Below are 23459 nucleotides of genomic sequence, written 5' to 3'. Positions count from 1 at the left end.
GTAAAGCGGGTGCAAATATAAAACTATTAAATTACTAATTCCAAACCTTTTCTGAAAAATAATTAAAAAATTTACAATCAACTGTAAACCCGTTTATTATATCCAAAATAATCAAAGAACTTATACGCTTTACATCTTCATCACCCTCAAAGCGGTGGCAAATATACCACCCTTTCTTACCTTATAACAACTTTTTAATCCACTTTTTTTAAACTATTTATAACCTATGCTGAATATCAAAGGGTTAAAGAGAAAACTTTTTTTTTCAGTCAAAATTCTATCCTGTAAACAGGAGACATTCTCATAGATAGTGATTGATTTTTAAGTGAATAAAAAACCTATTCATTATATCAAACAATTCTATTGTGCGCCTAAAAACTACCTACTATCTTTGCGTTGTGAAATTAAAAGAATTGTAATGATCAAAATTACTTTACCAGACGGATCAATTAGGGAATATCAGGAAAATATAACACCTATTGAAGTCGCTAAAGATATAAGTGAGGGGTTTGCTAGAAATGTGATTTCTGGCAATTTTAATGGAGAAACTATTGAAACTACTACTCCATTAACACAAAATGGGAAACTCATACTATATACTTGGAAACAAGAAGAAGGTAAAAAAGCATTCTGGCATTCTACCGCTCATGTACTTGCTCAAGCATTAGAAGACCTATATCCTGGTATTAAACTTACCATAGGACCTGCCATTGATAATGGTTTTTATTATGATGTTGACTTTGGAGAAAACTCGATTTCAGAAAAAGACTTTCAGCAGATTGAAAAAAGAATGTTGGAAATTGCCCGAGGAAAGCATGATTATCAATTGCGATCTATTTCTAAAAAAGATGCTTTGGATTATTACAAATCTCAAGACAATCAATATAAGGTAGAGCTTATTGAAAATCTTGAAGATGGCACTATCACTTTCTGTGACCATGACACTTTTACAGATTTATGTCGTGGAGGGCATATTCCAAATACAGGAATTATTAAAGCCGTGAAATTATTAAATGTTGCTGGTGCCTATTGGCGTGGTGATGAAAATAATACCCAACTAACTAGGATTTACGGAGTTTCTTTTCCAAAACAAAAGGAACTTACAGAATATCTCCATCTATTAGAAGAGGCAAAAAAACGGGATCATAGAAAATTAGGAAAGGAACTGGAACTTTTTACTTTTTCTCAAAAAGTAGGTCAGGGACTCCCTCTATGGCTACCTAAAGGAGCTGCTCTCAGAGAAAGACTTGAGCAATTTTTGAAAAAAGCACAGAAAAAAGCAGGTTATGACCTAGTGGCTTCCCCTCATATTGGTAATAAACAACTATACATTACTTCAGGGCATTTTGCAAAATATGGAGAAGACAGCTTTAAACCTATTGAAACACCTAATGAAGGTGAAGAGTTTATGTTAAAGCCAATGAATTGCCCACATCATTGTGAAATATTTAATGCGAAACCTTGGAGCTATAAAGAGTTACCTGTGCGATATGCAGAATTTGGCACTGTTTATAGATATGAGCAAAGTGGAGAATTACACGGTCTTACTCGAGTACGAGGTTTCACACAGGATGATGCTCATATATTTTGCACTCCAGAACAACTAGATAGCGAATTTAAAAATGTAATTGATTTAGTTCTTTATGTTTTTAAAGCTTTGGGCTTTGAAAAATTTATAACTCAGGTATCTCTTAGAGATCCAGAAAATCCAGAAAAATATATTGGTTCTGATGAAAATTGGGAAAAAGCAGAGAAAGCAATTATCTCAGCGACAAAAGAAAAAGGATTAGATTATATAATTGAAACCGGTGAAGCTGCTTTTTATGGACCAAAGCTAGATTTCATGGTACAAGATGCTTTGGGAAGGAAATGGCAACTAGGTACTATACAAGTAGATTATAATCTTCCTGAACGATTTGATCTTTCTTATAAAGGAAGTGATAATGAGCTCCATAGACCGGTGATGATTCACAGGGCACCCTTTGGAAGTATGGAACGATTTATAGCCATTTTATTAGAGCATACAGGTGGTAATTTTCCTCTTTGGTTAATGCCAGAACAGGCCATTATTCTATCTATTAGCGAGAAATATGAAAAATATGCGGAAAAAGTTTTAAATTTATTGGAAAATGACGAAATTCGCGCCCTTGTAGATAATCGAAATGAAACGATTGGCAAGAAAATAAGAGAGGCAGAAATGAAGAAGATTCCATTTATGCTGATTGTTGGTGAAAATGAAGCGAAAGAACAAACGATATCAGTTCGAAGACATGGCTCCGAAGATTTAGGTGCTATTACGATTGAGAAATTTGTTCAAATTGTTAAAGAAGAAGAGAATAAAACTTTGAAAAAGTTTGAAATAATAAAAAATTAAGTTTAATTAAAAATAATTTAGGCCATAGCAATTAGAAATAACAATCGTAGAGGTTACAGAACTTTCCAAAGGGAAGACAAAAATCCGCATAAAATTAATCGAGATATCAGAGTACCTGAAGTTCGATTGGTAGGGGATAATGTGGAAATAGGTGTTTATCCTACCAAAACTGCTCTTGAAAAAGCAGATGAACTAGAATTGGATCTTGTTGAAATTTCACCTAAAGCAACTCCTCCTGTTTGTAAAATAATGGACTATAAAAAGTTTCTTTACGAGCAGAAGAAGAGAGAAAAAGTGATGAAAGCGAAAGCAAGTAAAGTAGTGGTAAAGGAAATTAGATTTGGTCCACAGACTGATGATCACGATTATGAATTTAAAAAGAAACACGGTGAGAAGTTCTTGAAAGATGGAGCAAAGTTAAAAGCCTATGTTTTTTTTAAAGGAAGATCTATTGTCTACAAAGACCAAGGTGAAATTCTATTGTTGAGATTGGCTACAGATTTAGAAGAATTTGGCAAGGTAGAACAAATGCCAAGATTAGAGGGTAAACGTATGACCATGTTTATCGCTCCAAAAAAAGCAAAATAAGCGAAGTAATTTAATACTAAGGAAGAAATGCCTAAAATGAAAACAAAATCCAGTGCTAAGAAGCGTTTTAAGCTTACAGGTTCTGGTAAAATCAAAAGAAAGCACGCTTTCAAAAGTCATATTCTGACAAAAAAGTCAAAAAAGCGTAAGCTAGCTTTAACACACTCTACATTGGTACACCCACATGATGAGAATAGTGTTTTAGAACAATTACGATTAAAGTAATTGTCAAGTAGGTTCAATTAATTAAAAAACCATGGAGTCAGGCTAGCTGAAAAATGCTAATAAAGCGTAAAAATTGCCGCCTGCTACAAAAAATTAAAAATTATGCCAAGATCAGTAAACTCCGTAGCTTCACGGGCAAGAAGAAAAAAAATAATGAAGCAGGCCAAAGGATATTTTGGTCGTCGTAAAAACGTTTGGACGGTAGCTAAAAACGCTGTTGAAAAAGCAATGCTTTACTCTTACAGAGATCGCAGAAACAAAAAAAGAACTTTTCGTGCTCTTTGGATCACCCGTATTAATGCTGGTGCAAGATTACACGGAATGTCTTATTCACAATTTATGGGAAAAGTAAAAGCTAATAATATTGAACTTAATAGAAAAGTTCTTGCAGATTTAGCTATGAATCACCCAGATGCATTCAAAGCAGTAGTTGAGAAAGTAAAATAAACGTTTAACACTATATTTCGCTTATTAAATCCGGTACTCTATGTGCCGGATTTTTAATTTGTAATCAATTTATACTATTTATAAAACAATAATTCTATTTTAAACTCCTATATGAATCTAGAAAACGTAAAATTAGTAGTAGCTGACATGGACGGCACTCTTTTGAATTCAAAAGGGCAAGTCAGTAAAAGATTCTTTGAATTATTTAATCTTATGTCTAAAAAAAACATTGAGTTTATTGCAGCTAGCGGAAGACAGTACTATAGTATTATTGATAAATTAAAAATAATTAAAGATGATATTACCATAATTGCAGAAAATGGTGGGATTGCAAAAAAGCAAGATAAACAGTTATTAATTCATCATCTCTCATCCATTAAAATCAATAGCTTTATCAAAACATTGAGGAAAATTCCAGGAGTATATATTGTTCTATGCGGTAGAGATAGTGCCTATATTGAAACCAGAAATAAACCGTTTATTGACGTATTTAGCGAATACTATCATAAGTATCAAATCGTAGAAGATCTAACCAAAGTTAAAGATGATCTGTTCCTTAAAATTGCAAGTTATCATTTTGAAAATTCTGAAAATCATATCTATCCTAAAATTAAACAGTTTGAAGATAATTATCAAGTAAAAGTTTCAGGACTTAATTGGTTAGACATTTCACATCCAATGGCTAATAAAGGGAATGCATTAAGACTGATTCAACAAAAACTAGGAATTAACAGCTCTCAAACTATGGTTTTTGGAGATTATAATAATGATCTAGAAATGCTACAACTTGGTCATTTTAGCTACGCGATGGAAAATGCGCATTCCAATGTAAAAAAAATAGCCAATTACCATACGACGAGTAATGATGATTATGGAGTAGAACGGGTTTTAGAGAAATTAATCACAGCCATAAACTAACCTTTCAATACTTAGTTGTCTAAACGTGATTCATCTTACCCAAAAATTTAAAACTTCTCTTTACTTTTAGTTTATTAAAACTCATAATCCTTATTTAATACTTAGTTCGTTATGAAAATTCATATGGAAACAGAAAGATTTCTTATTAGGGATCTCGTAATGGGAGACGCATCTGGTATGTTTGCCTTAGATTCTGATGCTGAAGTACACAGGTATTTGGGCAATAAACCTATTCAAACATTAGAAGAAGCTAAAAAAATTATTATGTCTGTTAGATCTCAATACGAAGAATATGGTATGGGCAGATGGGCAATAATTAATAAAAAAACAAATGACTTTGTGGGGTGGACTGGTTTAAAATATGAGCGAAAATTAAGGAAAGGATTTGATTATTACGACTTAGGATACCGATTACGCAAAAAATATTGGGGCCAAGGTATCGGTACCGAAACGGCATTGGCATCATTACAATATGGATTTGACCAATTGAAATTAGAAAAAATAGGTGCTGCTGCTGATGTAAATAATATTGGTTCTAATAAAATACTTCAAAAAATAGGACTGAAATCTACAGAAACCTTTTACCACGAAGATACCCTCTGTAATTGGTATGAATTAAAGAAAACTGATTGGATTAAAGAGACTCATTTCAATGAATAAATTAGGTTTGAAATGTGCATAAGTTAAAGGGGATTTCTACTCCAAATTCTTTAATTAAGATCCAAAAATAGTGATTATTAATGATCTTGATCCTCCATTATTTCTATGTTCTCCTAAGTAGATTCCTTGCCACGTTCCCAGATTAAGAATACCATTAGTAATAGGAATATTTATTGAATTTCCTAAAAGGGAAGCTTTTATATGTGCGGGCATATCATCTGCACCTTCATAAATATGCTTGTAATAGGGTGCATTCTCTGGTATTAATGTATTAAAATTACTTTCAAAATCTTCCCTTACCGTAGCATCTGCATTTTCATTAATTGTAAGGCTTGCGGAAGTATGTTTAATGAATACATGTAATTGCCCAATAGTAATTGTTTGAATTTCAGGACATGCTTTTAAAACTTCTTCTGTGATTAAATGGAAACCTCTATTTCTAGGTTTAAGCACAATTGAATGTTGGTGAAATTTCATTGAAAATTATCAAATAGATTGAGATATCAATTTAGAGACGTCAGTGATATTAGTATGCATCATGTTTTTTGTTTCTTTTTACGAGCAGCTGGAAATAATACGTTATTAAGTATTAAGCGATATCCTGGAGATGCCGGATGTAATTCTAATTCCGTTTTAGGATCCCCTACCCGATGCTGATAATCTTCTGGATCATGCCCTCCATAAAAAGTAAAAAAACCTTTTCCACGAATTCCATGGATATAGCGTGCTTCATTATTTAGGCGGTTTTCACCTAATACCAAGACTGTAGATTTTACCTGATCTCTTGCAAAACTTGTGGTCTGGCCCATAAAGCCTTTTACTAATGCAGTATGATTTTGGCACAACATAGTGGGTACCGGATCCCACTTCGCAGAAAAATCCATTAAAGTAAAATAATCACTCTCTTTGGGGATACTTCTCCTTTCCGTCATATCAATAGAAGAGAATTCATATCTATTAGGATTTCTTTCTAAAATAAAATTGGTAAATGCAAAAGTATTGGTATAATCAATTTTGGTTTGATAATTTGGTTCTGAAGGGTCGCCGTCAAACATGGGCTCACAAATATCTACATCCACAGCAGCTAATGCAATATCAAAACTGTCTGTAGCAGAACACATTGCAAACATAAAGCCTCCACCTATTACGTAATCTCTTATTTTAAGTGCTACTGCTCTTTTCTCCTCAGAAACCTTTGTATACCCTAGTTTAAAAGCCAAGGCTTCAGCTCGTTTTTTTTCAGCCATATACCAGGGAGCAGCACGATAGGCTCCATAAAATTTTCCATATTGACCTGTAAAATCTTCGTGATGCAAATGCAACCAATCATAAAGAAGCAATCCGTCTTTTAGCACCTCTTCATCATAGATTACAGCGTAAGGTATTTCAGCATACGTTAACACCATAGTAACGGCGTCATCCCAAGGCTGATTGCCTTTTGGTGAATACACTGCGATTTTTGGTGCTTTTTCTAATACAACAGCTTCCTGATTTTGGGAGGGACTTTCAATTTGTGCCAATATAGTTTCCGTTTTTGCATTGGAAAGCAATTCAAAGGAAACACCTCTAATCTGACATTCTTTTCTAATTTCTTCTTCATCTGGCAGCAGAAAAGAACCACCACGATAATTAAGCAGCCATTTGACTTTTAATTGTTTATTTAAAATCCAATACGTAAGGCCATAGGCTTTTAAATGGTTCTTTTGCGACTCTGCATCCATTGGGATTAAAATATAAGATGCAAAGACCGGTAAACTGCTAATTAAAAAAAGCAGTATAAAGCAGTATTTTTTTAATTGATTACTGTGGTTGTAAACTCGAGTTTTAAAAAGGTACTTCGTTATCATCAGGATCAAATTCATCATTCATTGAACTTCCAAAAGCTTCATCTGCACTTGGTAAATTCTTAGTTAAAAACGGATTCTCCTCCCCATCATTCATCTTAGATTGAAATTCAAACGGAGAATCAAAGTCATCTAAATTATCGAATTTACCTAATTGTCCAATAAATTTTAACCTAATATTATCTAAACCGCCATTTCTATGCTTGGCAACTATAAATTCTGCCTGTCCTTGAGTAGGTGTTCTTTCTTCATCGTCCCACTCTTCAATTTTATAGTATTCAGGTCTATATATAAAAGATACTATATCTGCATCTTGTTCTATTGCACCAGATTCTCTTAAATCAGATAATAATGGACGTTTGCTACCTCCTCTGGTTTCTACTGCCCTTGATAATTGAGAGAGTGCAATTACCGGTACATTTAACTCTTTTGCCAGTGCTTTAAGGTTTCTAGAAATTGAAGATATCTCTTGTTCCCTATTGCCCCCTTTTTGAGATCCTCCAGCGGTCATTAACTGTAAATAATCAATTACAATCATTTTAATACCATGCTGAGAGGAAAGCCTTCTTGCCTTAGCTCTAAGGTCAAAAATAGATAAAGATGGAGTATCATCAATAAATAAAGGTGCTTTTTCTAAACCTTTTACCTTTACATTTAACTGCTCCCATTCGTGCTTTTCTAACTTCCCAGTTCGTAATTTTTCGGAAGAAAGTCCGGTTTCGGATGAAATTAAACGAGTAATTAACTGAACTGATGCCATTTCTAATGAAAATACAGCAACGGGTATATTTGAATTTACGGCAATATTTCTTGCCATAGAAAGCACAAAAGCAGTTTTACCCATACCAGGACGCGCAGCTATAATAACTAAATCACTTGGCTGCCAACCTGAGGTAAGTTTATCTAGTTTATCAAAACCAGAAGGTATTCCACTTAGCCCCTCTTTATTAGAAATCTCCTCTATTTTCTTTTTGGCCTGAATAACGAGGCTTTGTGCTGTTTCTGAAGATTTTTTGATATTCCCTTGAGTTACTTCATATAATTTGGATTCTGCAGTATCCAGTAAATCAAAAACATCTGTAGTTTCATCATATGAAGCTTCAATAATTTCACTCGAGATTTGAATTAATCTTCTTTGAATAAACTTTTGAAGTATAATACGGGCGTGAAACTCTATATGCGCCGATGAAGCTACTTTTTGGGTTAGTTGTATTAAATAAAAGTCCCCCCCAATTAAATCAAGTTTTTTTTCTTTCTTTAGTTGAGCAGAAACAGTTAATAAATCAATAGGTTCTGAATTTTCAAAAAGCTTCACAATCGCTTCATAGATATGCTTATGCGCTTCCTTATAAAAAACTTCTGGATGTAAAATGTCTATTACCTCATCAACTCCTTTTTTATCAATTAACATTGCCCCTAAAGCAACCTCCTCTAAATCAATTGCTTGAGGAGGTATCTTACCTCTTTCAAGATTGATTAGGCTACTTCTATCTGTTTTGAGATTTACAATTGATTTGGTGTTTTCCATGACTGCGAAAATAGCTAATTAATATGCTTCAACATCTTTTTTAACGGAGTACTTAGTTAACGACTCTTCAACAATTAGATTGTTAATAAATCATTTTTATTGTTAATAACCAAAAAAAACCGAAGTAAAATACTTCGGTTTTCAGTATATCTATTATTTTGAACAGATCATCCTCTAAATACCCCCATTTGAGCATATTTATCCATTCGCTGTTTGACTAATTCTTTTGGTGATAACTTTTTTAAATCTTCGTAAACATCTGTAATGACCTTTTGAACTGTAGTGAAGGTTGTATTTCTATCATAATGTGCACCACCAAGTGGTTCTTTGATGATTTCGTCAATAAGATGCATTTTTTTCATATCTGGTGCCGTAAGCTTTAATGCATCGGCTGCCTGTTCTTTATATTCCCAACTTCTCCATAGAATAGAGGAGCATGACTCAGGAGAAATCACAGAATACCATGTATTTTCTAACATCATCACCTTGTCACCTACACCAATACCAAGCGCCCCACCTGATGCACCTTCTCCAACAATAATCACAATTATTGGCACTTTTAAACGTGTCATCTCAAGAATATTCCTTGCTATGGCTTCACCTTGTCCTCGTTCTTCTGCCTCAATACCTGGATATGCTCCAGGGGTATCAATAAAGCATACAACTGGGATACCAAACTTTTCGGCCGATTTCATTAATCGAAGTGCCTTGCGATAACCCTCAGGATTCGCCATTCCAAAATTACGATACTGTCTTGTCTTGGTATTAAACCCTTTTTGTTGCCCAATAAACATGTAACTTTGATCGCCAATTTTACCTAAGCCACCTATCATGGCTTTGTCATCTTTAACTCCTCGGTCTCCGTGAAGCTCCAGAAAGGTATCTCCCGCTAAAGCTTTTATATAATCAAGTGTATAGGGTCTGGATGGATGTCTAGATAACTGTACACGTTGCCAAGCGGTAAGATTTTTATAGATTCCTTTTTTGGTTTCTGTTAACTTCTTCTCAATTTGCTTGCAAGTACCAGTTACATCAATATCACTCTCTTCACCAATGATTTTACACTTATCTAATTGATCTTCAAGTTCTTTAATGGGTAATTCAAAATCGAGGTATTCCATTAGTTTTCGCTGTTAGTATTTATTAAGAACAAATATAAAACATTAAATGGTACTACTAGAAAGATGCACTTTTCTTTTTTAAACGATACTTCAAAATTCCATTAGCAATAACAGTGGCTAGTATGACCACAGCACCAATATAAAAACCAGAATCCATTCTTTCTGAATCACCAAGAATAAAAAAGGCTAAAAGTATCCCGTAAACCGGCTCCATATTTATAGTGAGCATTACGGTGTATGGACTAATAAATTTCATGATTTTAACTGATGCTATAAAGGCATATGCAGTGCTCACTGAAGCAAGGATAAAAAGATAGGACCAATCTGAAATGGATATTGTAAAAAATTGGGCCGTAAAACTTCCTTTAAATAAAAGAAATACCGATAAAAACAAGGTTCCGGAAAACAGTTCATATAGCGAGATCACAGAAGGTTTTTGTTCTTTTACCAGTTTCCCATTCAATAAAGAAAATAGCGCCGAAAGAAATGCAGAAATTAAAGCGAGTACAATTCCATATACATATTCTCCTTCTACTTTAAAGATAATATATAGCCCTACGATAACGATCAAACCAAATATAATTTCGTACCAAATAACCCTTCGTTTATACCATATAGGCTCCAATATGGCTGTAAAAAAAGAGCCTGTAGACATCATGGCTAAAGTAATAGAAACATTAGAGGTCTTTATAGCACCAAAAAAGGTTACCCAGTGTAATGCGATCAAAATTCCGCCAAGAATAAACAATATGAGCGTTCTCCAAGGTACTTTTATTGATATTTTTCTTATCAGGATATAAAAACCAATTAGAATAGAGGCCATTAGCATTCGGTACCAAACCAGTGGTAGTGCTTCTATACTTATTAAGGCACCCAAAATGGCTGTAAACCCCCACAGAAATACAATTAGGTGAAGGTGTAAGTAATTTTTTAGATCATCGTTTTGCATTTCGCAGCAGATAAATTGCTAAAGCCCCAAAGATGGCATTAGGTAAGATGACGGCAAGTAATGGAGAAAAACCAGCGCGTTCTGCCATAGTACCAAAAACCTTGTCGAAAAAAATAAAAATGAATGCTATAAAGATTCCAAGCGCAAGATTCACTCCCATTCCACCTCTTCTTTTCATTGAAGATACAGATACGGCAATAATAGTTAAAATAAATGCCGCTATTGGAAGGCTCCACCTTCTGTATAGCACTAACTGATATCTTGCCACATTACTAGATCCTTTTCGCTTCTCTTTTTCAATAAAAGAAGTCAACTCAAACAAATTTTTAGTTTCTGCTATATAAGAAACGGGTGTTAAATCATCTAGGTTAAAAGTAAATAGCGTGTCTTTACGTCTCAGGTTAATCACAGAATCGTTCTTTTCCCCTATTATACGTTTTGTGTAAGAAGACAATCTATAGGTACTGTCTTTCTCTACCCAGCGTATATTTTTTGCTGAAAGTTTATACTTTAATTGTGTGCCTTCAAAATGTTCTAAAGTGAAATTGTACCCTATTTTATTATTTGGTTCAAAACTACTTACATAGATAAAATCATTATCATTTAACTGATTAAATAAGTTAGTGGTTTCTCTGTCTTTGGCATTTTTTTTAAGATATTTATATCTAAATTCATTATACCCTTTACTTGCAGATGGTACAATAAACATTCCCATTACAAAAGCTAAAACCGCCACAATACCGGCCCCAATTAAATAAGGTTTTAGAAATCTAGTAAATGAGATTCCAGAACTTAGAATAGCTATAATCTCTGTATTATTAGCCAGTTTTGAAGTGAACCAAATGACCGAAAGGAACAAAAAAATTGGAAAAAGAAAATTGGCAAAATAAAAAGTAAAGTCAAAATAGTACGATGCAATTTTCGCAAAAGGTACTTCTCTCTCAATCATTTTATCTACCTTTTCGGAAACATCAATCATGATTCCAATAGGAATAAAAAGCAAAAGCATTACGAAAAAAGTAGCGAGGTATCTTTTTAATATGTATGCATCAATAATTTTCACCTATAACCTTTTATCCATTTGTTTAACCATTACTTGCTTCCATTTGTAAAAATCGCCTGCTAAGATATGCTTTCTGGCTTCACGAACCAACCAAAGGTAAAATCCAAGATTGTGGATGGTAGCAATTTGTTTACCCAATAATTCATTTACAGTAAATAAATGTCTTAAATAGGCTTTTGAATATTGCGTATCGACAAAAGTAATATCAGACTCATCAATAGGAGAAAAGTCGTCTTCCCATTTCTTATTCTTAATGTTAATGGTTCCATTGGCAGTAAAAAGCATTCCATTTCTAGCATTCCTGGTAGGCATCACACAATCAAACATATCAATTCCTAGCGCTATATTCTCCAAAATATTTATGGGAGTTCCCACGCCCATTAAATATCTTGGCTTATCTTCTGGGAGTACTGAGCAAACCACTTCTGTCATGGCGTACATTTCTTCTGCCGGTTCTCCAACAGAAAGTCCTCCTATGGCATTGCCTTCTGCATTTTTAGAAGCAATATACTCCGCAGATTGCAAACGTAAGTCTTTATAAACAGAGCCTTGTACAATAGGAAAAAGCGTTTGCTCATATCCATATTTAGGAGGTGTTTTTTCAAAATGATCAATACATCTTTCTAGCCAACGATGAGTCATATGCATAGACCTTTTAGCATAGTTGTAATCACATGGATACGGAGTACATTCGTCAAATGCCATGATGATATCAGCCCCAATAGTTCGTTGAATATCCATAACATTTTCGGGCGTAAATACATGATAAGAACCGTCTATATGTGACTTAAACTTTACACCTTCTTCTTTGATTTTCCTATTTGCAGAAAGTGAATACACTTGATATCCTCCACTATCGGTGAGAATATTTCTATCCCAACCTATAAATTTGTGAAGTCCACCCGCTTTTTCTAATATTTTGGTTTGAGGTCTTAAATAAAGATGATAGGTGTTTCCTAAAATAATATCCGGATTTATGTCCTCTTTTAACTCACGTTGATGCACTCCCTTGACAGTTCCTACGGTACCTACTGGCATAAAAATAGGAGTTTCAATCGTTCCGTGATCTGTGGTAACAACTCCAGCTCTCGCCTTGCTTTCTTTATCTGTGGCTTTTAATTCAAATTTCATTAACCATCCCTGTTTGGTGGCAAATATAATTAACTACCTATCAAACCTCCTTAATTAAAATTTAAAATTAACTCTTATTAACCAAGATTCGTTAAAAAATGATTCCGTGATATCTTTGCCACCCTTTAATAAAAACTTACTTTTGAAAAATTTTTAATTTTAACTACTCACAATGGCTAATACACAACAGCTTACTGATCTTGTGACGCAGGTTCGAAGAGACATTCTGCGCATGGTACACAAGGTAAATTCTGGACATCCGGGAGGTTCTTTAGGTTGCACCGAATTTTTCGTGGCAATGTATAACGATATCATGGATTTGAAAGAGGGATTTGAAATGGATGGGATTGGTGAAGATTTGTTTTTCTTATCCAATGGTCATATTTCTCCTGTTTTTTATAGCGTACTTTCAAGAAAAGGCTATTTTCCAGTAGAAGAACTAAATACTTTTAGGCTTATTAATTCCAGACTACAAGGACACCCTACTACCCATGAAGGTTTACCAGGAATTCGCATTGCATCAGGATCCTTAGGTCAGGGAATGTCTGTTGCTATTGGAGCTGCCCTATCAAAAAAATTAAACGGAGAGAAGAAATTAGTTTATAGTCTTCATGGTGATGGTGAGTTGCAGGAAGGACAGAACTGGGAAGCTATTATGTATGCAGCAGGAAATAAGGTTGATAATCTTATCTCTACTATTGATGTAAATGGCAAACAAATAGACGGAGCTACAGATGAAGTTTTACCTTTAGGCGATTTAAATGCTAAATTCTCTGCATTTGGATGGGAGGTGCTAGAAATCAAAGAAGGAAATAGTTTAGAAGCTATCATTAAAGGAATGAATGAAGCAAAATCCAGAAGCGGCAAAGGCAAACCGGTTTGCGTATTACTTCATACAGAAATGGGGAATGGTGTAGATTTTATGATGCATACACATGCATGGCATGGTAAAGCTCCTAATGATGAACAATTAGAAAAAGCACTTACACAAAACCCAGAAACCTTAGGAGATTATTAATTTGAGTTGTAGAATTATGAAAAAATACACAGATACAGGAAAAAAAGATACTCGCAGTGGTTTTGGAGACGGACTTACAGAACTTGGAAGAACTCATGAAAATGTAGTTGCCCTCTGTGCGGATCTGGTTGGTTCTTTGAAGATGGACGACTTTATTAAAGAAAACCCAGAAAGGTTTTTTCAGATCGGGATTGCTGAGGCTAATATGATGGGAATTGCTGCTGGATTAACTATAGGAGGTAAAATACCTTTTACAGGAACATTTGCCAACTTCTCTACCGGAAGGGTATATGATCAAATAAGACAGTCTATTGCTTATTCCCATAAAAACGTAAAAATATGTGCTTCTCATGCAGGTATTACTTTGGGTGAAGATGGGGCTACTCACCAAATTTTGGAAGATATTGGTCTTATGAAAATGCTTCCTGGCATGGTGGTTATTAACACTTGTGATTACAATCAAACAAAGGCTGCTACTTTAGCCATTGCCGATTATTACGGACCTGTTTATCTTAGATTTGGACGTCCAAAAGTAGCAAACTTCACGCCTGAAAATCAAAAATTTGAAATTGGTAAAGCAATTAAACTCCAAGAAGGAAATGATGTGACTATTATTGCCACAGGGCATCTAGTTTGGGAAGCGTTGGAGGCTGCAGAAGAGCTTAACGAAAAAGGTATCACAGCCGAAGTAATTAACATACATACTATCAAACCTCTTGATGATGACGCTATTTTAACCTCTGTTAAAAAAACGGGATGTGTTGTTACAGCAGAAGAGCATAATTATCTCGGTGGATTAGGAGAGAGTGTGGCCCGAGTTCTAGCACAACATAACCCTGCTCCTCAAGAATTTATAGCCACCCAAGATACTTTTGGTGAAAGTGGAACACCAGAGCAACTCATGGAAAAATACGGTTTGAACAATAAAGCAATCGTAAATTCAGTTTTAAAAGTGTTGAAAAGAAAATAAATGGTAAGGTATTTGATACTTATGCTGTTCTAACATTAAAACTGAAACTTATGAAAAAAGCAATTATTGTGTTGTTATTATTTGCAAGTGCAAATATGATGGCACAAAAAGATTCTGGTTTTGGAATCAAAGTAGGACTTAATTATAATTCAAATGGTGAGTATTTTAGAGATGCTGGAAACATTGCAGAAGATCCTACAGCAAACGTTGGATATCATGTAGGTTTTTGGGGAAAAGTAGACCTTGGAAAACTTTATTTGAGACCAGAATTAGTGTACACCAAAACTAAAAGTGACTATGATGGTGATAAGTTTGATATGAGTAAACTTGACGCGCCTATTTTATTAGGATTAGATGTCGTAGGCCCCTTGAGTGTTTTTGCCGGACCTTCATTACAATATATTTTAGATACAGATCTAGATGGAATTGTACTGAACGATGTGGAAAATGATTTTACTGTTGGTTTAAATATAGGTGCTGCCTTAAGTTTAGGTAACTTAGGGATAGACCTTAGATATGAAAGAGGCTTCAGTAGCAATGAAGCTCAATTTGTTGGTCTTTCTGGATCTGGAAGAATTGATACCAGACCAGAACAGCTTATTCTTAGCTTGGCTATTAAATTATAGCGCAATAAACAAGATTCTAAAAAAAGGAGGCTAAATACTTAGTATTTAGCCTCCTTTTTTGCATTAAAAATACAATTCATTTACTACAAATAATTGATACAACAGTAAAATGTGCCTGCATACCTTCATCCAGTTTTATATCCACCGCTAACTTGATTTGCATCAAATCTGGCTACTTTGTCCTTGTTGAGTTTCAAATTTTTAAGAAGTTTTTTTCATGATTTCTTTTCTTTTTAAGATTACCGCATTTAATACAAACAATTTAATCTACAAAAAGGAAAGATTTAATTTGCAGAGATAGAAATGATATCAATAAACGATTAGCTGTCACTCCTTAAAACAGCTAAAGTAAAACCTTAGAATCGTGCTAAAATTCATAAAAAATTTATCAATTCAATACAATAAAAGATAATTATTACGAGGCCTGTCTAGTTTCTCTGTCTAAATAATCTGGAATTCCGTCGCCATTAGTATCATCTGGAATACCATCTCCGTTTCTATCATACTCTTCACTAGTCAAGACCCCATCATTATCATCATCTGCATCCAGATAATCAGGAACTCTATCATCATCTGAGTCATCATTGGCAGGATTCCCATCGCCATCTATATCTTCAAGACGAGATGGAATACTGTCTAAATCATGATCTGCTTCATTTACAGAATATAATTGAACCGTGTATATTAAGGGAGCATACTGCGGAATTAACGCAGTTGGAGGATTATTGAAATACGCCAAGCCAGATGGAATTATAAAAGCACCCACTCCAAAGCCTTCTACACTAAAGGTGCCATCTCCATTATCAACTGGTGCAAGACCTCCCTTAAATTTTGTTAAACCTTCAGCGAAACCTCTAATCAAGCCTGGATTTGTTACTGTTCTATTCCCAAGAAAATCAAACCAAGTAGGTACCGCTGTAAAATTTTCAAACACCGTTCCATCCAATAATAAACCATTGATACGAGCATAGGCAGAATCTGAAATAGTAAGTCCGTTCCCTTCTCCTTCTACAGCCTCAATATGGTAATATTTAAACGTAATATCATTGTCTTCTCTGTCTTGAAGTACTATGCTACTCTCCACTACCTGATCAATTAACGCGGTTTTATCTGAGTTTTCACCAGCAATTGTATCAAACCGAATAACAAAGTCAAAACTTTCAGCCACAGGTTCTTGAAAATCTTCGTAATTGTAAAAATGGGTTTCTAAATATTCTAAAATCTCCGCATCATTTTCTAAGGTAACTTCACCAACATCTCGAATCTCTTCTGTGTTATTGTCGTCGTCATTATTATTGCAACTCCATAAGGCGGTAGTCACAAAAAGTAGTATTAAAATACTTCTTCCAAATTTCATCATTGTAATTAGAATTAAAGTGCGCAAGATACAATTTTCCCTTATTTTTGCTTAAGACATTAACTAAGATTTTTAATTGTACTTATGCGCATTGATAAATACCTCTGGTGCACCCGATATTACAAAACCCGAAATATGGCCACAGAGGCCTGTAAAAAAGGACATATCCGCATCAATGAGCATATTGCTAAACCCGGCAAAGAAATTTACCCTTTAGATAAGTTAGTGGTTCGCAAAAACCAGATAGATTATCAATTAACCATACTAGATATTCCAAAGAGCAGGGTTGGTGCAAAATTAGTTGACATCTATCGAAAAGACACTACACCTAAAGATGCCTTTGAGCATAAAGAGCTCTTGCAATATGCAAAAGATCATTATCGAAAAAAAGGATTGGGTAGACCCACAAAAAAAGATAGACGCTCTATTGATGATTATATAGACGATGCAGAAAATGAAGGAACTGAATAATATTTATTGGCAAGAAAGATATACTAACAATCAAACAGGATGGGATATTGGATATGTTTCTACCCCAATCAAAGAATATATAGATCAGTTAGAGAATACCGATTTAAAAATTTTAATTCCCGGTGCAGGAAATGCTCATGAGGCTAGTTATTTTCTTTCAAAAGGCTTTCATAACGTTCATATTCTTGATTTCGCAAGGCTGCCGCTTCAGCTTTTCAAGGAAGCGAATCCAGATTTTCCGGAAGTTCAATTACATCAAGAAGACTTCTTCAAACATCATCAAACCTATAATCTCATTATTGAACAGACCTTTTTTTGTGCATTGTCACCAAATTTACGTGAAAAATATGCCACTCATCTTGCTGCGTGTCTCCAGCCTAAAGGAAAGGTTGCTGGTGTTTTATTTGATTTTGAATTAACTCCTAACGGACCACCTTTTGGTGGTTCATTAAGAGAATATCAACAACTATTTTCTCCCTTATTTCATATTCATGTATTAGAACGCTGTTACAATTCAATAAAACCACGTGCGGGAAATGAACTCTTTTTTATCTTTGAAAAAAAATCATTATGAACAATATTCCAAATAAAATATTATCTCATGAGCAAATCCAGCATAAGGTAAGAAGAATTGCTTGGCAGATTTATGAAACTTTTGCGCATGAAGAAGAAATCATTTTAGCCGGAATTGCACCAGAGGGATCTAAATTTGCCGATAAGCTAGGAAATATTCTAGAAGAAATTACCACCATCAAGATTACAATTTGCCATATAAAAATCAATAAAAAAAATCCTTTTGAGGCTATAGAAACTAGTATTCCCGAAGAAGAATATCAAAACAAAGCAGTAGTTTTAATAGATGACGTATTAAATTCAGGTTCTACATTAGTGCACTGTGTGAAACACTTTTTGCAAGTTCCGATGAAAAAACTTAAAACCGCTGTTTTCGTCAATAGAAATCACAAATTATATCCTGTAAAAGCAGACTTTAAGGGTATTTCACTATCTACCAGTCTACAAGAGCATATCACCGTAGATTTTAACGGGGAAGACGATGCTGTTTACTTACAATAATTCCATAATCTCTTGAGCGAGTACTTCGGCCGATTTATGATCGGCATTTATACTTTTATGCGCTTGCAGATAATAAAAATTGCGCTCAAAAATATGTTTTCTAATAAATTCTTCAAGTGCTTCATCCGTCTCTAAATGACTAATAAGAGGTCTAGTGCCTTTTTCGTGCTTAAGACGCTCTGTTAATGCCTGTACAGATAATTTCAGATAGAAAACGTTAGGTGTAGCGTTTTTTATTATTTCCATAGTATCTCCAAAACATGGTGTTCCTCCTCCAAGAGATAAAATAATATCTTCATTTTCAATAAGCAATTCTTGAAGTAGTTCACGTTCTCTTCTTCTAAAATAGATCTCGCCTTTGCTTTGAAAAATCTTTGAAATACTACTATTTTCTTTCTTTTCAATAAAATGGTCTAAATCATAATATTTTTTCTGAAGAGATTTAGAAAGAACCCTTCCAATAGTAGATTTTCCACTGCCCATATATCCTATCAATATTATCATATAAAAAGAATCAAATTAGTAGTAAACAAGACTTTATGTAATTCTATTAAAAAAAAACAAATTTATGGTAAAATAGCCTTGCAAAGTAAATAATTGATATTATATTTGCACCCGCATTACTGAAATGCATTTGACTCGATAGCTCAGTTGGTAGAGCACAACACTTTTAATGTTGGGGTCCTGGGTTCGAGCCCCAGTCGGGTCACAAATAACTACAAATGAAGCCTTTGCGGAGGCTTTATTTTTTTGACTCGATAGCTCAGTTGGTAGAGCACAACACTTTTAATGTTGGGGTCCTGGGTTCGAGCCCCAGTCGGGTCACAAATAACTACAAATGAAGCCTTTGCGGAGGCTTTATTTTTTTGACTCGATAGCTCAGTTGGTAGAGCACAACACTTTTAATGTTGGGGTCCTGGGTTCGAGCCCCAGTCGGGTCACTGCGTAATGAGTATCTTTCCAAATATTTCTGCCCACGTGGAGAAATTGGTAGACTCGCCATCTTGAGGGGGTGGTGTTCGAAAGGACGTGCTGGTTCGAATCCAGTCGTGGGCACAAAGGCCACACCGAAAGGTGGGCTTTTTTTATACAAAAAATTTGTAGATTTATTTTAAAATCATTTCTGCTTCTCTCTTATTCTTAACACATCCCAACCTTACTGATCAAAGAAATCGTCTTACTTACCACTGTTGTGTCTGTATTGCTTCATAAAATTTTACTTCTTCCAAATTATGTTGAACAAACTTTACTCTATTTTGGAGAATAATAATGGTCGTAAATCGATTATCTTGGTAATTTAACTAAATCTTTTATGTTTTACCAAGTTAAATAAGTATTTTTGTTTAATATATACTATGAAAAGATGAACAATGTTAAGAGAAATTTCAGTATAAAAGATCTTGAGAATTTATCAGGAATAAAGGCACATACCATTAGAATATGGGAGAAGCGCTACGATCTCTTACAACCAAATAGGACAGACACCAATATTAGATATTATCCTTTGAGTAGTCTCCAAAAATTACTCAACATAACGCTTCTTTACAATCACGGATATAAAATTTCCAAAATAGCTAAATTAAAAGAAGACGTTATTCCTGTAATGGTAAGGGAAATTATATCAGAGAATAGTGTTAAAAATCATTCTATAAATGCTTTTAAACTAGCTATGATTAATTTTGATCAAACGCTGTTTTATAGTACCTATAATAGTCTTTTAATTGATAAATCTTTCAGAGAAGTTTTTTACGAAGTTTTCATTCCTCTTCTTAATGAACTTGGACTTCTTTGGCAAACTGACACCATCAGTCCTTCTCATGAACATTTCATAACGAGTCTTATAAAGCAAAAAATACTAATCAATACAGAGAAGCTTCAAATGATTGAACCTTCCAAAAAAGATAAGGTATTTGTATTGTATTTACCAGACAACGAAATTCACGAAATAGGTTTGCTTTATTTAAATTATGAAGTAGTTTTAAGAGGGTATCAATCTATTTATCTTGGACAAACAGTTCCATTAGAAAGTTTAAAAGATATTCTTAAATATTTTTCCAGCATTACCTTTTTGTCCTATTTCACCGTTGAGCCTAATAAAGATAAAGTGCAAAATTATGTTCGTGAATTCTCTAAAGATATCAATGAAAGTGGTGCTAATAGTCTTTGGATACTTGGGCAACAAATTCAGCATCTTAAAATGGATCAATTACCAGATTCCATTCGCACCTTTGAAAGCATAGAGCAGGTTGTTAAAGAACTGTGAAATTTTGTTTAGCTGTTTTCTGCTGTTTAACTTTTTGATACATTTGTTGAACAATGGGAAATAAAATTATTGTTATCGGTTCTGGTTTTTCTTCACTCTCTGCTGCTTGTTATCTTGCAAAACAGGGACACCAAATAACCATCATTGAGAAAAATCCAACCCTTGGCGGGCGTGCTCGCCAACTTAAAAGAGATGGATTTACTTTTGATATTGGTCCAAGTTGGTATTGGATGCCAGATATTTTTGAACGTTTTTTTGCAGATTTCAACAAGAAACCATCAGACTATTATTCGCTTGAAAAATTAGATCCTGCGTATCAAGTGATTTTTAAAGATGAAATTATCACTATTGGAGACTCTTTAAACAAAATATATCAAGAATTTGAGCGTATTGAACCGGGAAGTTCTACTAAACTTAAAAAATTCATTCAAAAAGCAAGTGATAACTACGACATTGCTATTAAAGACATTGTATACAGACCTGGAATTTCCCCTTTAGAATTGGTCACAAAAGAAACGGTTTTAAGGGTGGGGCAGTTTTTCAAAAATATTAGTAAAGATATTCGCAAAGATTTTAAAAATGATAAGCTAATAGCTATTTTAGAATTTCCTGTTCTTTTTCTAGGAGCAAAACCAAGTGATACACCTTCTTTTTATAGTTTTATGAATTATGCAGACTTTGGTCTTGGCACATGGCATCCTAGAGGCGGAATGCACCAGATTATAATTGCAATGGAGAAGTTGGCCAGAGAACTGGGTGTAGAGATCATCACAGATTCCCCCGTTGAGAAAATTATGGTTGAAAATAAGAAGGTAATTGGTATTCAAACCAATGGAGAAGTCTTAAAGGCCGATATTGTTGTTTCAGGGGCAGATTATCATCATTCTGAAACGCTGCTCGAAGAACCTTATAGGCAATACAGCGAAAAGTATTGGAGTAAAAAGACCTTTGCGCCCTCCTCTTTATTATTCTATGTAGGTTTTGACAAAAAACTGAAAAATATTAGTCATCATAATTTATTTTTTGATGTTGATTTTGAAGCACATGCAGAAGCAATTTATGATACTTTAGAATGGCCCAAAGAACCTCTTTTCTATGCTAATTTCCCATCAATTACTGATGCTGAAATGGCTCCGGAAGGAAAAGAAAATGGCTTTTTTTTAATTCCAATAGCACCCGGAGTAGAAGACACACCTGAATTAAGATCGCAATATTTTGACATTATCATGGATCGTTTTGAAACACTGACGAACCAAGAAATAAAAAATAGTATTATATTTAAGGAATCCTTTTGTGTGAAAGACTTTGTGAAGGAATACAACTCTTATAAAGGCAATGCATATGGAATGGCAAACACGCTGCTTCAAACTGCGTTTTTAAGACCTGGTCTAAGAAGTAAAAAAGTGAAAAATTTATATTTTACAGGACAATTAACAGTTCCGGGTCCTGGCGTTCCTCCTGCATTAATTTCAGGTAAATTGGTATCAGAATTAATTCATAAACAAAATTAAGCCTTATGAAAGCATTATTTGACACGGTTTCTTATGGATGTAGCCAATTGGTAACCAAATCCTACAGCACATCCTTCTCCATGGCGGTAAAAATGCTTGCTCCTAGTATTCGTCAGGATATCTATAATATCTATGGCTTTGTAAGATTTGCAGATGAAATTGTAGATACTTTTCACGATTACGATAAAAATATACTTTTTGACAGGTTTGAGGAGGATCTAGAAAAAGCTTTGGAAGATAAAATTAGTTTAAATCCTATTCTTAATTCGTTTCAGCATACAGTTCATAAATTTCAAATAGAGCATTCTTTGATTGCTGCTTTTATGAAAAGTATGCGTTTGGATTTAGTTAAGAAAGTATATACCACACAACAGGAGTATGAAGAGTATATTTTTGGGTCAGCAGATGTAGTTGGACTCATGTGTCTTACGGTATTTGTGAATGGAGATCGCAACCAATATGAAATCTTAAAGGAATCGGCCATGGCTCTTGGCTCTGCATTTCAAAAAGTAAATTTTCTTCGAGACCTCAAAGCAGATTACGAAGATTTAGACCGTACTTATTTCCCCAATACTGATCTTAGCCAACTGGACGAAGTATCTAAACAAGCAATAATCGCAGAAATAGATTGCGATTTCAAAAAAGGGTATGAAGGAATTATGAAACTTCCTACCGAAGCTAAGTTTGGTGTGTATACTGCTTATAAATACTATACAAAACTTTTACAAAAATTAAAAAATACGCCTCCTTTAGAAATTAAAAATACTAGAATAAGAGTACCTGATTATCAAAAATTTGGACTTTTGGCCTCCTCCTATTTTAATTATAGGTTGAATCTGATTTAACCCATTTTCATAAAAGTAATTTTTTATGCACACCCTAATTTGGATATTGATATTCTCACTTACCTTTGCTATCATGGAATGTATGGCATGGTTTACACATAAATATATAATGCATGGATTTCTTTGGAGTCTTCACAAAGATCATCACAAAAAAGATCACGACTCTTGGTTTGAGAAGAATGATGCTTTTTTTATTTTTTATGCCATTGTAAGCATGTCATTTATTATGATTGCAGATAACACCAACTTTTGGTATGGTTTTCCTATTGGATTTGGCATTATTGCTTATGGTGCTACCTATTTTATGGTACATGATATTTTCATCCATCAAAGATTCAAATTTTTACGCAATGCTAATAATTGGTATGCAAAAGGAATACGAAGAGCCCATAAGATACATCACAAACATTTAGGCAAAACCGATGGGGAATGTTTTGGAATGCTTTTTGTTCCATTAAAGTACTTCAAAAAATAAA

At 34.2% G+C, this 23459-nt stretch carries 25 protein-coding genes and 4 tRNA genes; 20 read left to right on the top strand and 9 right to left on the bottom strand.

All coding sequences use genetic code 11. The features are described from left to right. Positions 1-418: 418 nt before the first annotated feature. The 6 genes from thrS (at position 419) to WBG07_RS18200 (ending at position 5212) form a co-directional block, all read left to right on the top strand. A complete protein-coding gene (gene thrS, locus WBG07_RS18225) occupies positions 419-2374 on the top strand; it encodes a threonine--tRNA ligase (protein ID WP_340203412.1) in 1956 nt (651 codons plus the stop codon). A gap of 30 nt (positions 2375-2404) precedes the next feature. After that, positions 2405-2962: a translation initiation factor IF-3 gene (infC, locus tag WBG07_RS18220; RefSeq protein ID WP_340203414.1), complete on the top strand. Its 558-nt coding sequence runs from the start codon at positions 2405-2407 to the stop codon at positions 2960-2962. A 27-nt stretch (positions 2963-2989) separates the two neighbouring features. Continuing rightward, the gene (gene rpmI, locus WBG07_RS18215; protein WP_340203410.1) at positions 2990-3187 is read left to right on the top strand and encodes a 50S ribosomal protein L35; all 198 of its coding nucleotides are present in this window, start codon (positions 2990-2992) and stop codon (positions 3185-3187) included. A gap of 102 nt (positions 3188-3289) precedes the next feature. Beyond that, positions 3290-3634, top strand: a complete 345-nt coding sequence (rplT, locus tag WBG07_RS18210; protein ID WP_340203408.1) for a 50S ribosomal protein L20 — start codon at positions 3290-3292, stop codon at positions 3632-3634. A 111-nt stretch (positions 3635-3745) separates the two neighbouring features. Beyond that, positions 3746-4552, top strand: a complete 807-nt coding sequence (locus WBG07_RS18205; RefSeq protein ID WP_340203406.1) for an HAD family hydrolase — start codon at positions 3746-3748, stop codon at positions 4550-4552. Positions 4553-4663: 111 nt separating this feature from the next. Continuing rightward, the gene (locus tag WBG07_RS18200; RefSeq protein WP_340203404.1) at positions 4664-5212 is read left to right on the top strand and encodes a GNAT family N-acetyltransferase; all 549 of its coding nucleotides are present in this window, start codon (positions 4664-4666) and stop codon (positions 5210-5212) included. Positions 5213-5266: 54 nt separating this feature from the next. Here the strand turns inward: WBG07_RS18200 and WBG07_RS18195 are convergent, their stop codons facing one another. The 7 genes from WBG07_RS18195 to tgt all read right to left on the bottom strand — a co-directional run bounded on the left by WBG07_RS18195 (position 5267) and on the right by tgt (position 12848). Further along, positions 5267-5689 carry a secondary thiamine-phosphate synthase enzyme YjbQ gene (locus tag WBG07_RS18195; protein ID WP_340203402.1) on the bottom strand — a complete coding sequence of 141 codons (423 nt, stop codon included), beginning with the start codon at positions 5687-5689 and terminating at the stop codon, positions 5267-5269. A gap of 59 nt (positions 5690-5748) precedes the next feature. Continuing rightward, complete coding sequence (locus WBG07_RS18190) at positions 5749-7059, bottom strand: asparagine synthetase B (protein WP_340203400.1); 1311 nt, start codon at positions 7057-7059, stop codon at positions 5749-5751. Next, complete coding sequence (gene dnaB, locus WBG07_RS18185) at positions 7037-8584, bottom strand: replicative DNA helicase (protein ID WP_340203398.1); 1548 nt, start codon at positions 8582-8584, stop codon at positions 7037-7039. Before dnaB ends, WBG07_RS18190 begins: the two co-directional genes overlap by 23 nt. Positions 8585-8751: 167 nt before the next feature. Next, positions 8752-9705, bottom strand: a complete 954-nt coding sequence (locus tag WBG07_RS18180) for an acetyl-CoA carboxylase carboxyltransferase subunit alpha (protein ID WP_340203396.1) — start codon at positions 9703-9705, stop codon at positions 8752-8754. 55 nt (positions 9706-9760) lie between these two features. Next, the gene (locus WBG07_RS18175; protein ID WP_340203394.1) at positions 9761-10654 is read right to left on the bottom strand and encodes a DMT family transporter; all 894 of its coding nucleotides are present in this window, start codon (positions 10652-10654) and stop codon (positions 9761-9763) included. Next, the gene (locus WBG07_RS18170) at positions 10641-11717 is read right to left on the bottom strand and encodes an LptF/LptG family permease (protein WP_340203392.1); all 1077 of its coding nucleotides are present in this window, start codon (positions 11715-11717) and stop codon (positions 10641-10643) included. The genes WBG07_RS18175 and WBG07_RS18170 overlap by 14 nt, the downstream gene beginning before the upstream one ends. Next, positions 11718-12848 (bottom strand): tRNA guanosine(34) transglycosylase Tgt, encoded by a 1131-nt coding sequence (gene tgt, locus WBG07_RS18165; protein ID WP_340203390.1) that lies wholly within the window; start codon positions 12846-12848, stop codon positions 11718-11720. It abuts the gene before it with no gap. A gap of 172 nt (positions 12849-13020) precedes the next feature. On the opposite strand from tgt, the gene WBG07_RS18160 reads away from it, so the two are divergent. Genes WBG07_RS18160 through WBG07_RS18150 form a run of 3 tightly spaced genes read left to right on the top strand, consistent with a single transcriptional unit; the run spans position 13021 to position 15462 of the window. Continuing rightward, positions 13021-13866: a transketolase gene (locus WBG07_RS18160; protein WP_340203388.1), complete on the top strand. Its 846-nt coding sequence runs from the start codon at positions 13021-13023 to the stop codon at positions 13864-13866. Positions 13867-13882: 16 nt separating this feature from the next. Then, positions 13883-14836, top strand: coding sequence for a transketolase family protein (locus WBG07_RS18155; RefSeq protein ID WP_340203387.1), 954 nt, complete (start codon positions 13883-13885; stop codon positions 14834-14836). 50 nt (positions 14837-14886) lie between these two features. Beyond that, complete coding sequence (locus WBG07_RS18150) at positions 14887-15462, top strand: outer membrane beta-barrel protein (protein ID WP_340203385.1); 576 nt, start codon at positions 14887-14889, stop codon at positions 15460-15462. A gap of 415 nt (positions 15463-15877) precedes the next feature. On the opposite strand, the gene WBG07_RS18145 is transcribed toward WBG07_RS18150, so the two are convergent. After that, on the bottom strand, positions 15878-16822 hold the full coding sequence (locus tag WBG07_RS18145; protein WP_340203384.1) for an FKBP-type peptidyl-prolyl cis-trans isomerase: 945 nt from the start codon (positions 16820-16822) through the stop codon (positions 15878-15880). An 81-nt stretch (positions 16823-16903) separates the two neighbouring features. Here WBG07_RS18145 and WBG07_RS18140 point away from each other — a divergent pair, with 81 nt between their 5' ends. Genes WBG07_RS18140 through WBG07_RS18130 form a run of 3 tightly spaced genes read left to right on the top strand, consistent with a single transcriptional unit; the run spans position 16904 to position 18364 of the window. Beyond that, complete coding sequence (locus WBG07_RS18140; RefSeq protein WP_340203383.1) at positions 16904-17290, top strand: RNA-binding S4 domain-containing protein; 387 nt, start codon at positions 16904-16906, stop codon at positions 17288-17290. Then, positions 17274-17864, top strand: a complete 591-nt coding sequence (locus WBG07_RS18135; RefSeq protein WP_340203381.1) for a class I SAM-dependent methyltransferase — start codon at positions 17274-17276, stop codon at positions 17862-17864. The genes WBG07_RS18140 and WBG07_RS18135 overlap by 17 nt, the downstream gene beginning before the upstream one ends. Then, the gene (locus WBG07_RS18130) at positions 17861-18364 is read left to right on the top strand and encodes a phosphoribosyltransferase family protein (protein WP_340203379.1); all 504 of its coding nucleotides are present in this window, start codon (positions 17861-17863) and stop codon (positions 18362-18364) included. Before WBG07_RS18135 ends, WBG07_RS18130 begins: the two co-directional genes overlap by 4 nt. Here WBG07_RS18130 and WBG07_RS18125 read toward each other — a convergent pair. Continuing rightward, complete coding sequence (locus WBG07_RS18125; protein WP_340203377.1) at positions 18356-18868, bottom strand: shikimate kinase; 513 nt, start codon at positions 18866-18868, stop codon at positions 18356-18358. The genes WBG07_RS18130 and WBG07_RS18125 overlap by 9 nt on opposite strands. Positions 18869-19000: 132 nt before the next feature. On the opposite strand from WBG07_RS18125, the gene WBG07_RS18120 reads away from it, so the two are divergent. The 8 genes from WBG07_RS18120 to WBG07_RS18085 all read left to right on the top strand — a co-directional run bounded on the left by WBG07_RS18120 (position 19001) and on the right by WBG07_RS18085 (position 23458). After that, positions 19001-19073: transfer RNA gene (locus tag WBG07_RS18120), tRNA-Lys, on the top strand. A 43-nt stretch (positions 19074-19116) separates the two neighbouring features. After that, positions 19117-19189, top strand: a tRNA-Lys gene (locus WBG07_RS18115). 43 nt (positions 19190-19232) lie between these two features. Further along, positions 19233-19305, top strand: a tRNA-Lys gene (locus WBG07_RS18110). 31 nt (positions 19306-19336) lie between these two features. After that, positions 19337-19420 (top strand) — tRNA-Leu (locus WBG07_RS18105). 307 nt (positions 19421-19727) lie between these two features. Further along, on the top strand, positions 19728-20627 hold the full coding sequence (locus tag WBG07_RS18100) for a MerR family transcriptional regulator (protein WP_340203375.1): 900 nt from the start codon (positions 19728-19730) through the stop codon (positions 20625-20627). Between the two features lie 53 nt (positions 20628-20680). Beyond that, positions 20681-22138 (top strand): phytoene desaturase family protein, encoded by a 1458-nt coding sequence (locus WBG07_RS18095; RefSeq protein WP_340203373.1) that lies wholly within the window; start codon positions 20681-20683, stop codon positions 22136-22138. Positions 22139-22143: 5 nt separating this feature from the next. Next, positions 22144-22983, top strand: coding sequence for a phytoene/squalene synthase family protein (locus WBG07_RS18090; RefSeq protein WP_340203371.1), 840 nt, complete (start codon positions 22144-22146; stop codon positions 22981-22983). Between the two features lie 25 nt (positions 22984-23008). Then, positions 23009-23458, top strand: a complete 450-nt coding sequence (locus WBG07_RS18085) for a sterol desaturase family protein (protein WP_340203369.1) — start codon at positions 23009-23011, stop codon at positions 23456-23458. The last annotated feature ends 1 nt before the right edge of the window (position 23459 follow it).

Source organism: Ascidiimonas meishanensis (genome assembly GCF_037782385.1).
GTDB classification, from domain to species: Bacteria; Bacteroidota; Bacteroidia; order Flavobacteriales; family Flavobacteriaceae; genus Ascidiimonas; species Ascidiimonas meishanensis.
Note: the sequence above shows the minus strand (reverse complement) of the source record. Positions and strands in the feature narration are given on the sequence as shown.

Excerpts from the sequence above, each read along its gene's own strand:
- thrS (WP_340203412.1), top strand. The coding sequence starts at position 419 with ATGATCAAAATTACTTTACCAGACGGATCAATTAGGGAATATCAGGAA.
- rpmI (WP_340203410.1), top strand. The coding sequence starts at position 2,990 with ATGCCTAAAATGAAAACAAAATCCAGTGCTAAGAAGCGTTTTAAGCTT.
- rplT (WP_340203408.1), top strand. The coding sequence starts at position 3,290 with ATGCCAAGATCAGTAAACTCCGTAGCTTCACGGGCAAGAAGAAAAAAA.
- WBG07_RS18205 (WP_340203406.1), top strand. The coding sequence starts at position 3,746 with ATGAATCTAGAAAACGTAAAATTAGTAGTAGCTGACATGGACGGCACT.
- WBG07_RS18200 (WP_340203404.1), top strand. The coding sequence starts at position 4,664 with ATGAAAATTCATATGGAAACAGAAAGATTTCTTATTAGGGATCTCGTA.
- WBG07_RS18195 (WP_340203402.1), bottom strand. The coding sequence starts at position 5,689 with ATGAAATTTCACCAACATTCAATTGTGCTTAAACCTAGAAATAGAGGT.
- WBG07_RS18190 (WP_340203400.1), bottom strand. The coding sequence starts at position 7,059 with ATGATAACGAAGTACCTTTTTAAAACTCGAGTTTACAACCACAGTAAT.
- dnaB (WP_340203398.1), bottom strand. The coding sequence starts at position 8,584 with ATGGAAAACACCAAATCAATTGTAAATCTCAAAACAGATAGAAGTAGC.
- WBG07_RS18180 (WP_340203396.1), bottom strand. The coding sequence starts at position 9,705 with ATGGAATACCTCGATTTTGAATTACCCATTAAAGAACTTGAAGATCAA.
- WBG07_RS18175 (WP_340203394.1), bottom strand. The coding sequence starts at position 10,654 with ATGCAAAACGATGATCTAAAAAATTACTTACACCTTCACCTAATTGTA.
- tgt (WP_340203390.1), bottom strand. The coding sequence starts at position 12,848 with ATGAAATTTGAATTAAAAGCCACAGATAAAGAAAGCAAGGCGAGAGCT.
- WBG07_RS18160 (WP_340203388.1), top strand. The coding sequence starts at position 13,021 with ATGGCTAATACACAACAGCTTACTGATCTTGTGACGCAGGTTCGAAGA.
- WBG07_RS18155 (WP_340203387.1), top strand. The coding sequence starts at position 13,883 with ATGAAAAAATACACAGATACAGGAAAAAAAGATACTCGCAGTGGTTTT.
- WBG07_RS18150 (WP_340203385.1), top strand. The coding sequence starts at position 14,887 with ATGAAAAAAGCAATTATTGTGTTGTTATTATTTGCAAGTGCAAATATG.
- WBG07_RS18145 (WP_340203384.1), bottom strand. The coding sequence starts at position 16,822 with ATGATGAAATTTGGAAGAAGTATTTTAATACTACTTTTTGTGACTACC.
- WBG07_RS18140 (WP_340203383.1), top strand. The coding sequence starts at position 16,904 with ATGCGCATTGATAAATACCTCTGGTGCACCCGATATTACAAAACCCGA.
- WBG07_RS18135 (WP_340203381.1), top strand. The coding sequence starts at position 17,274 with ATGAAGGAACTGAATAATATTTATTGGCAAGAAAGATATACTAACAAT.
- WBG07_RS18130 (WP_340203379.1), top strand. The coding sequence starts at position 17,861 with ATGAACAATATTCCAAATAAAATATTATCTCATGAGCAAATCCAGCAT.
- WBG07_RS18125 (WP_340203377.1), bottom strand. The coding sequence starts at position 18,868 with ATGATAATATTGATAGGATATATGGGCAGTGGAAAATCTACTATTGGA.
- WBG07_RS18100 (WP_340203375.1), top strand. The coding sequence starts at position 19,728 with ATGAACAATGTTAAGAGAAATTTCAGTATAAAAGATCTTGAGAATTTA.
- WBG07_RS18095 (WP_340203373.1), top strand. The coding sequence starts at position 20,681 with ATGGGAAATAAAATTATTGTTATCGGTTCTGGTTTTTCTTCACTCTCT.
- WBG07_RS18090 (WP_340203371.1), top strand. The coding sequence starts at position 22,144 with ATGAAAGCATTATTTGACACGGTTTCTTATGGATGTAGCCAATTGGTA.
- WBG07_RS18085 (WP_340203369.1), top strand. The coding sequence starts at position 23,009 with ATGCACACCCTAATTTGGATATTGATATTCTCACTTACCTTTGCTATC.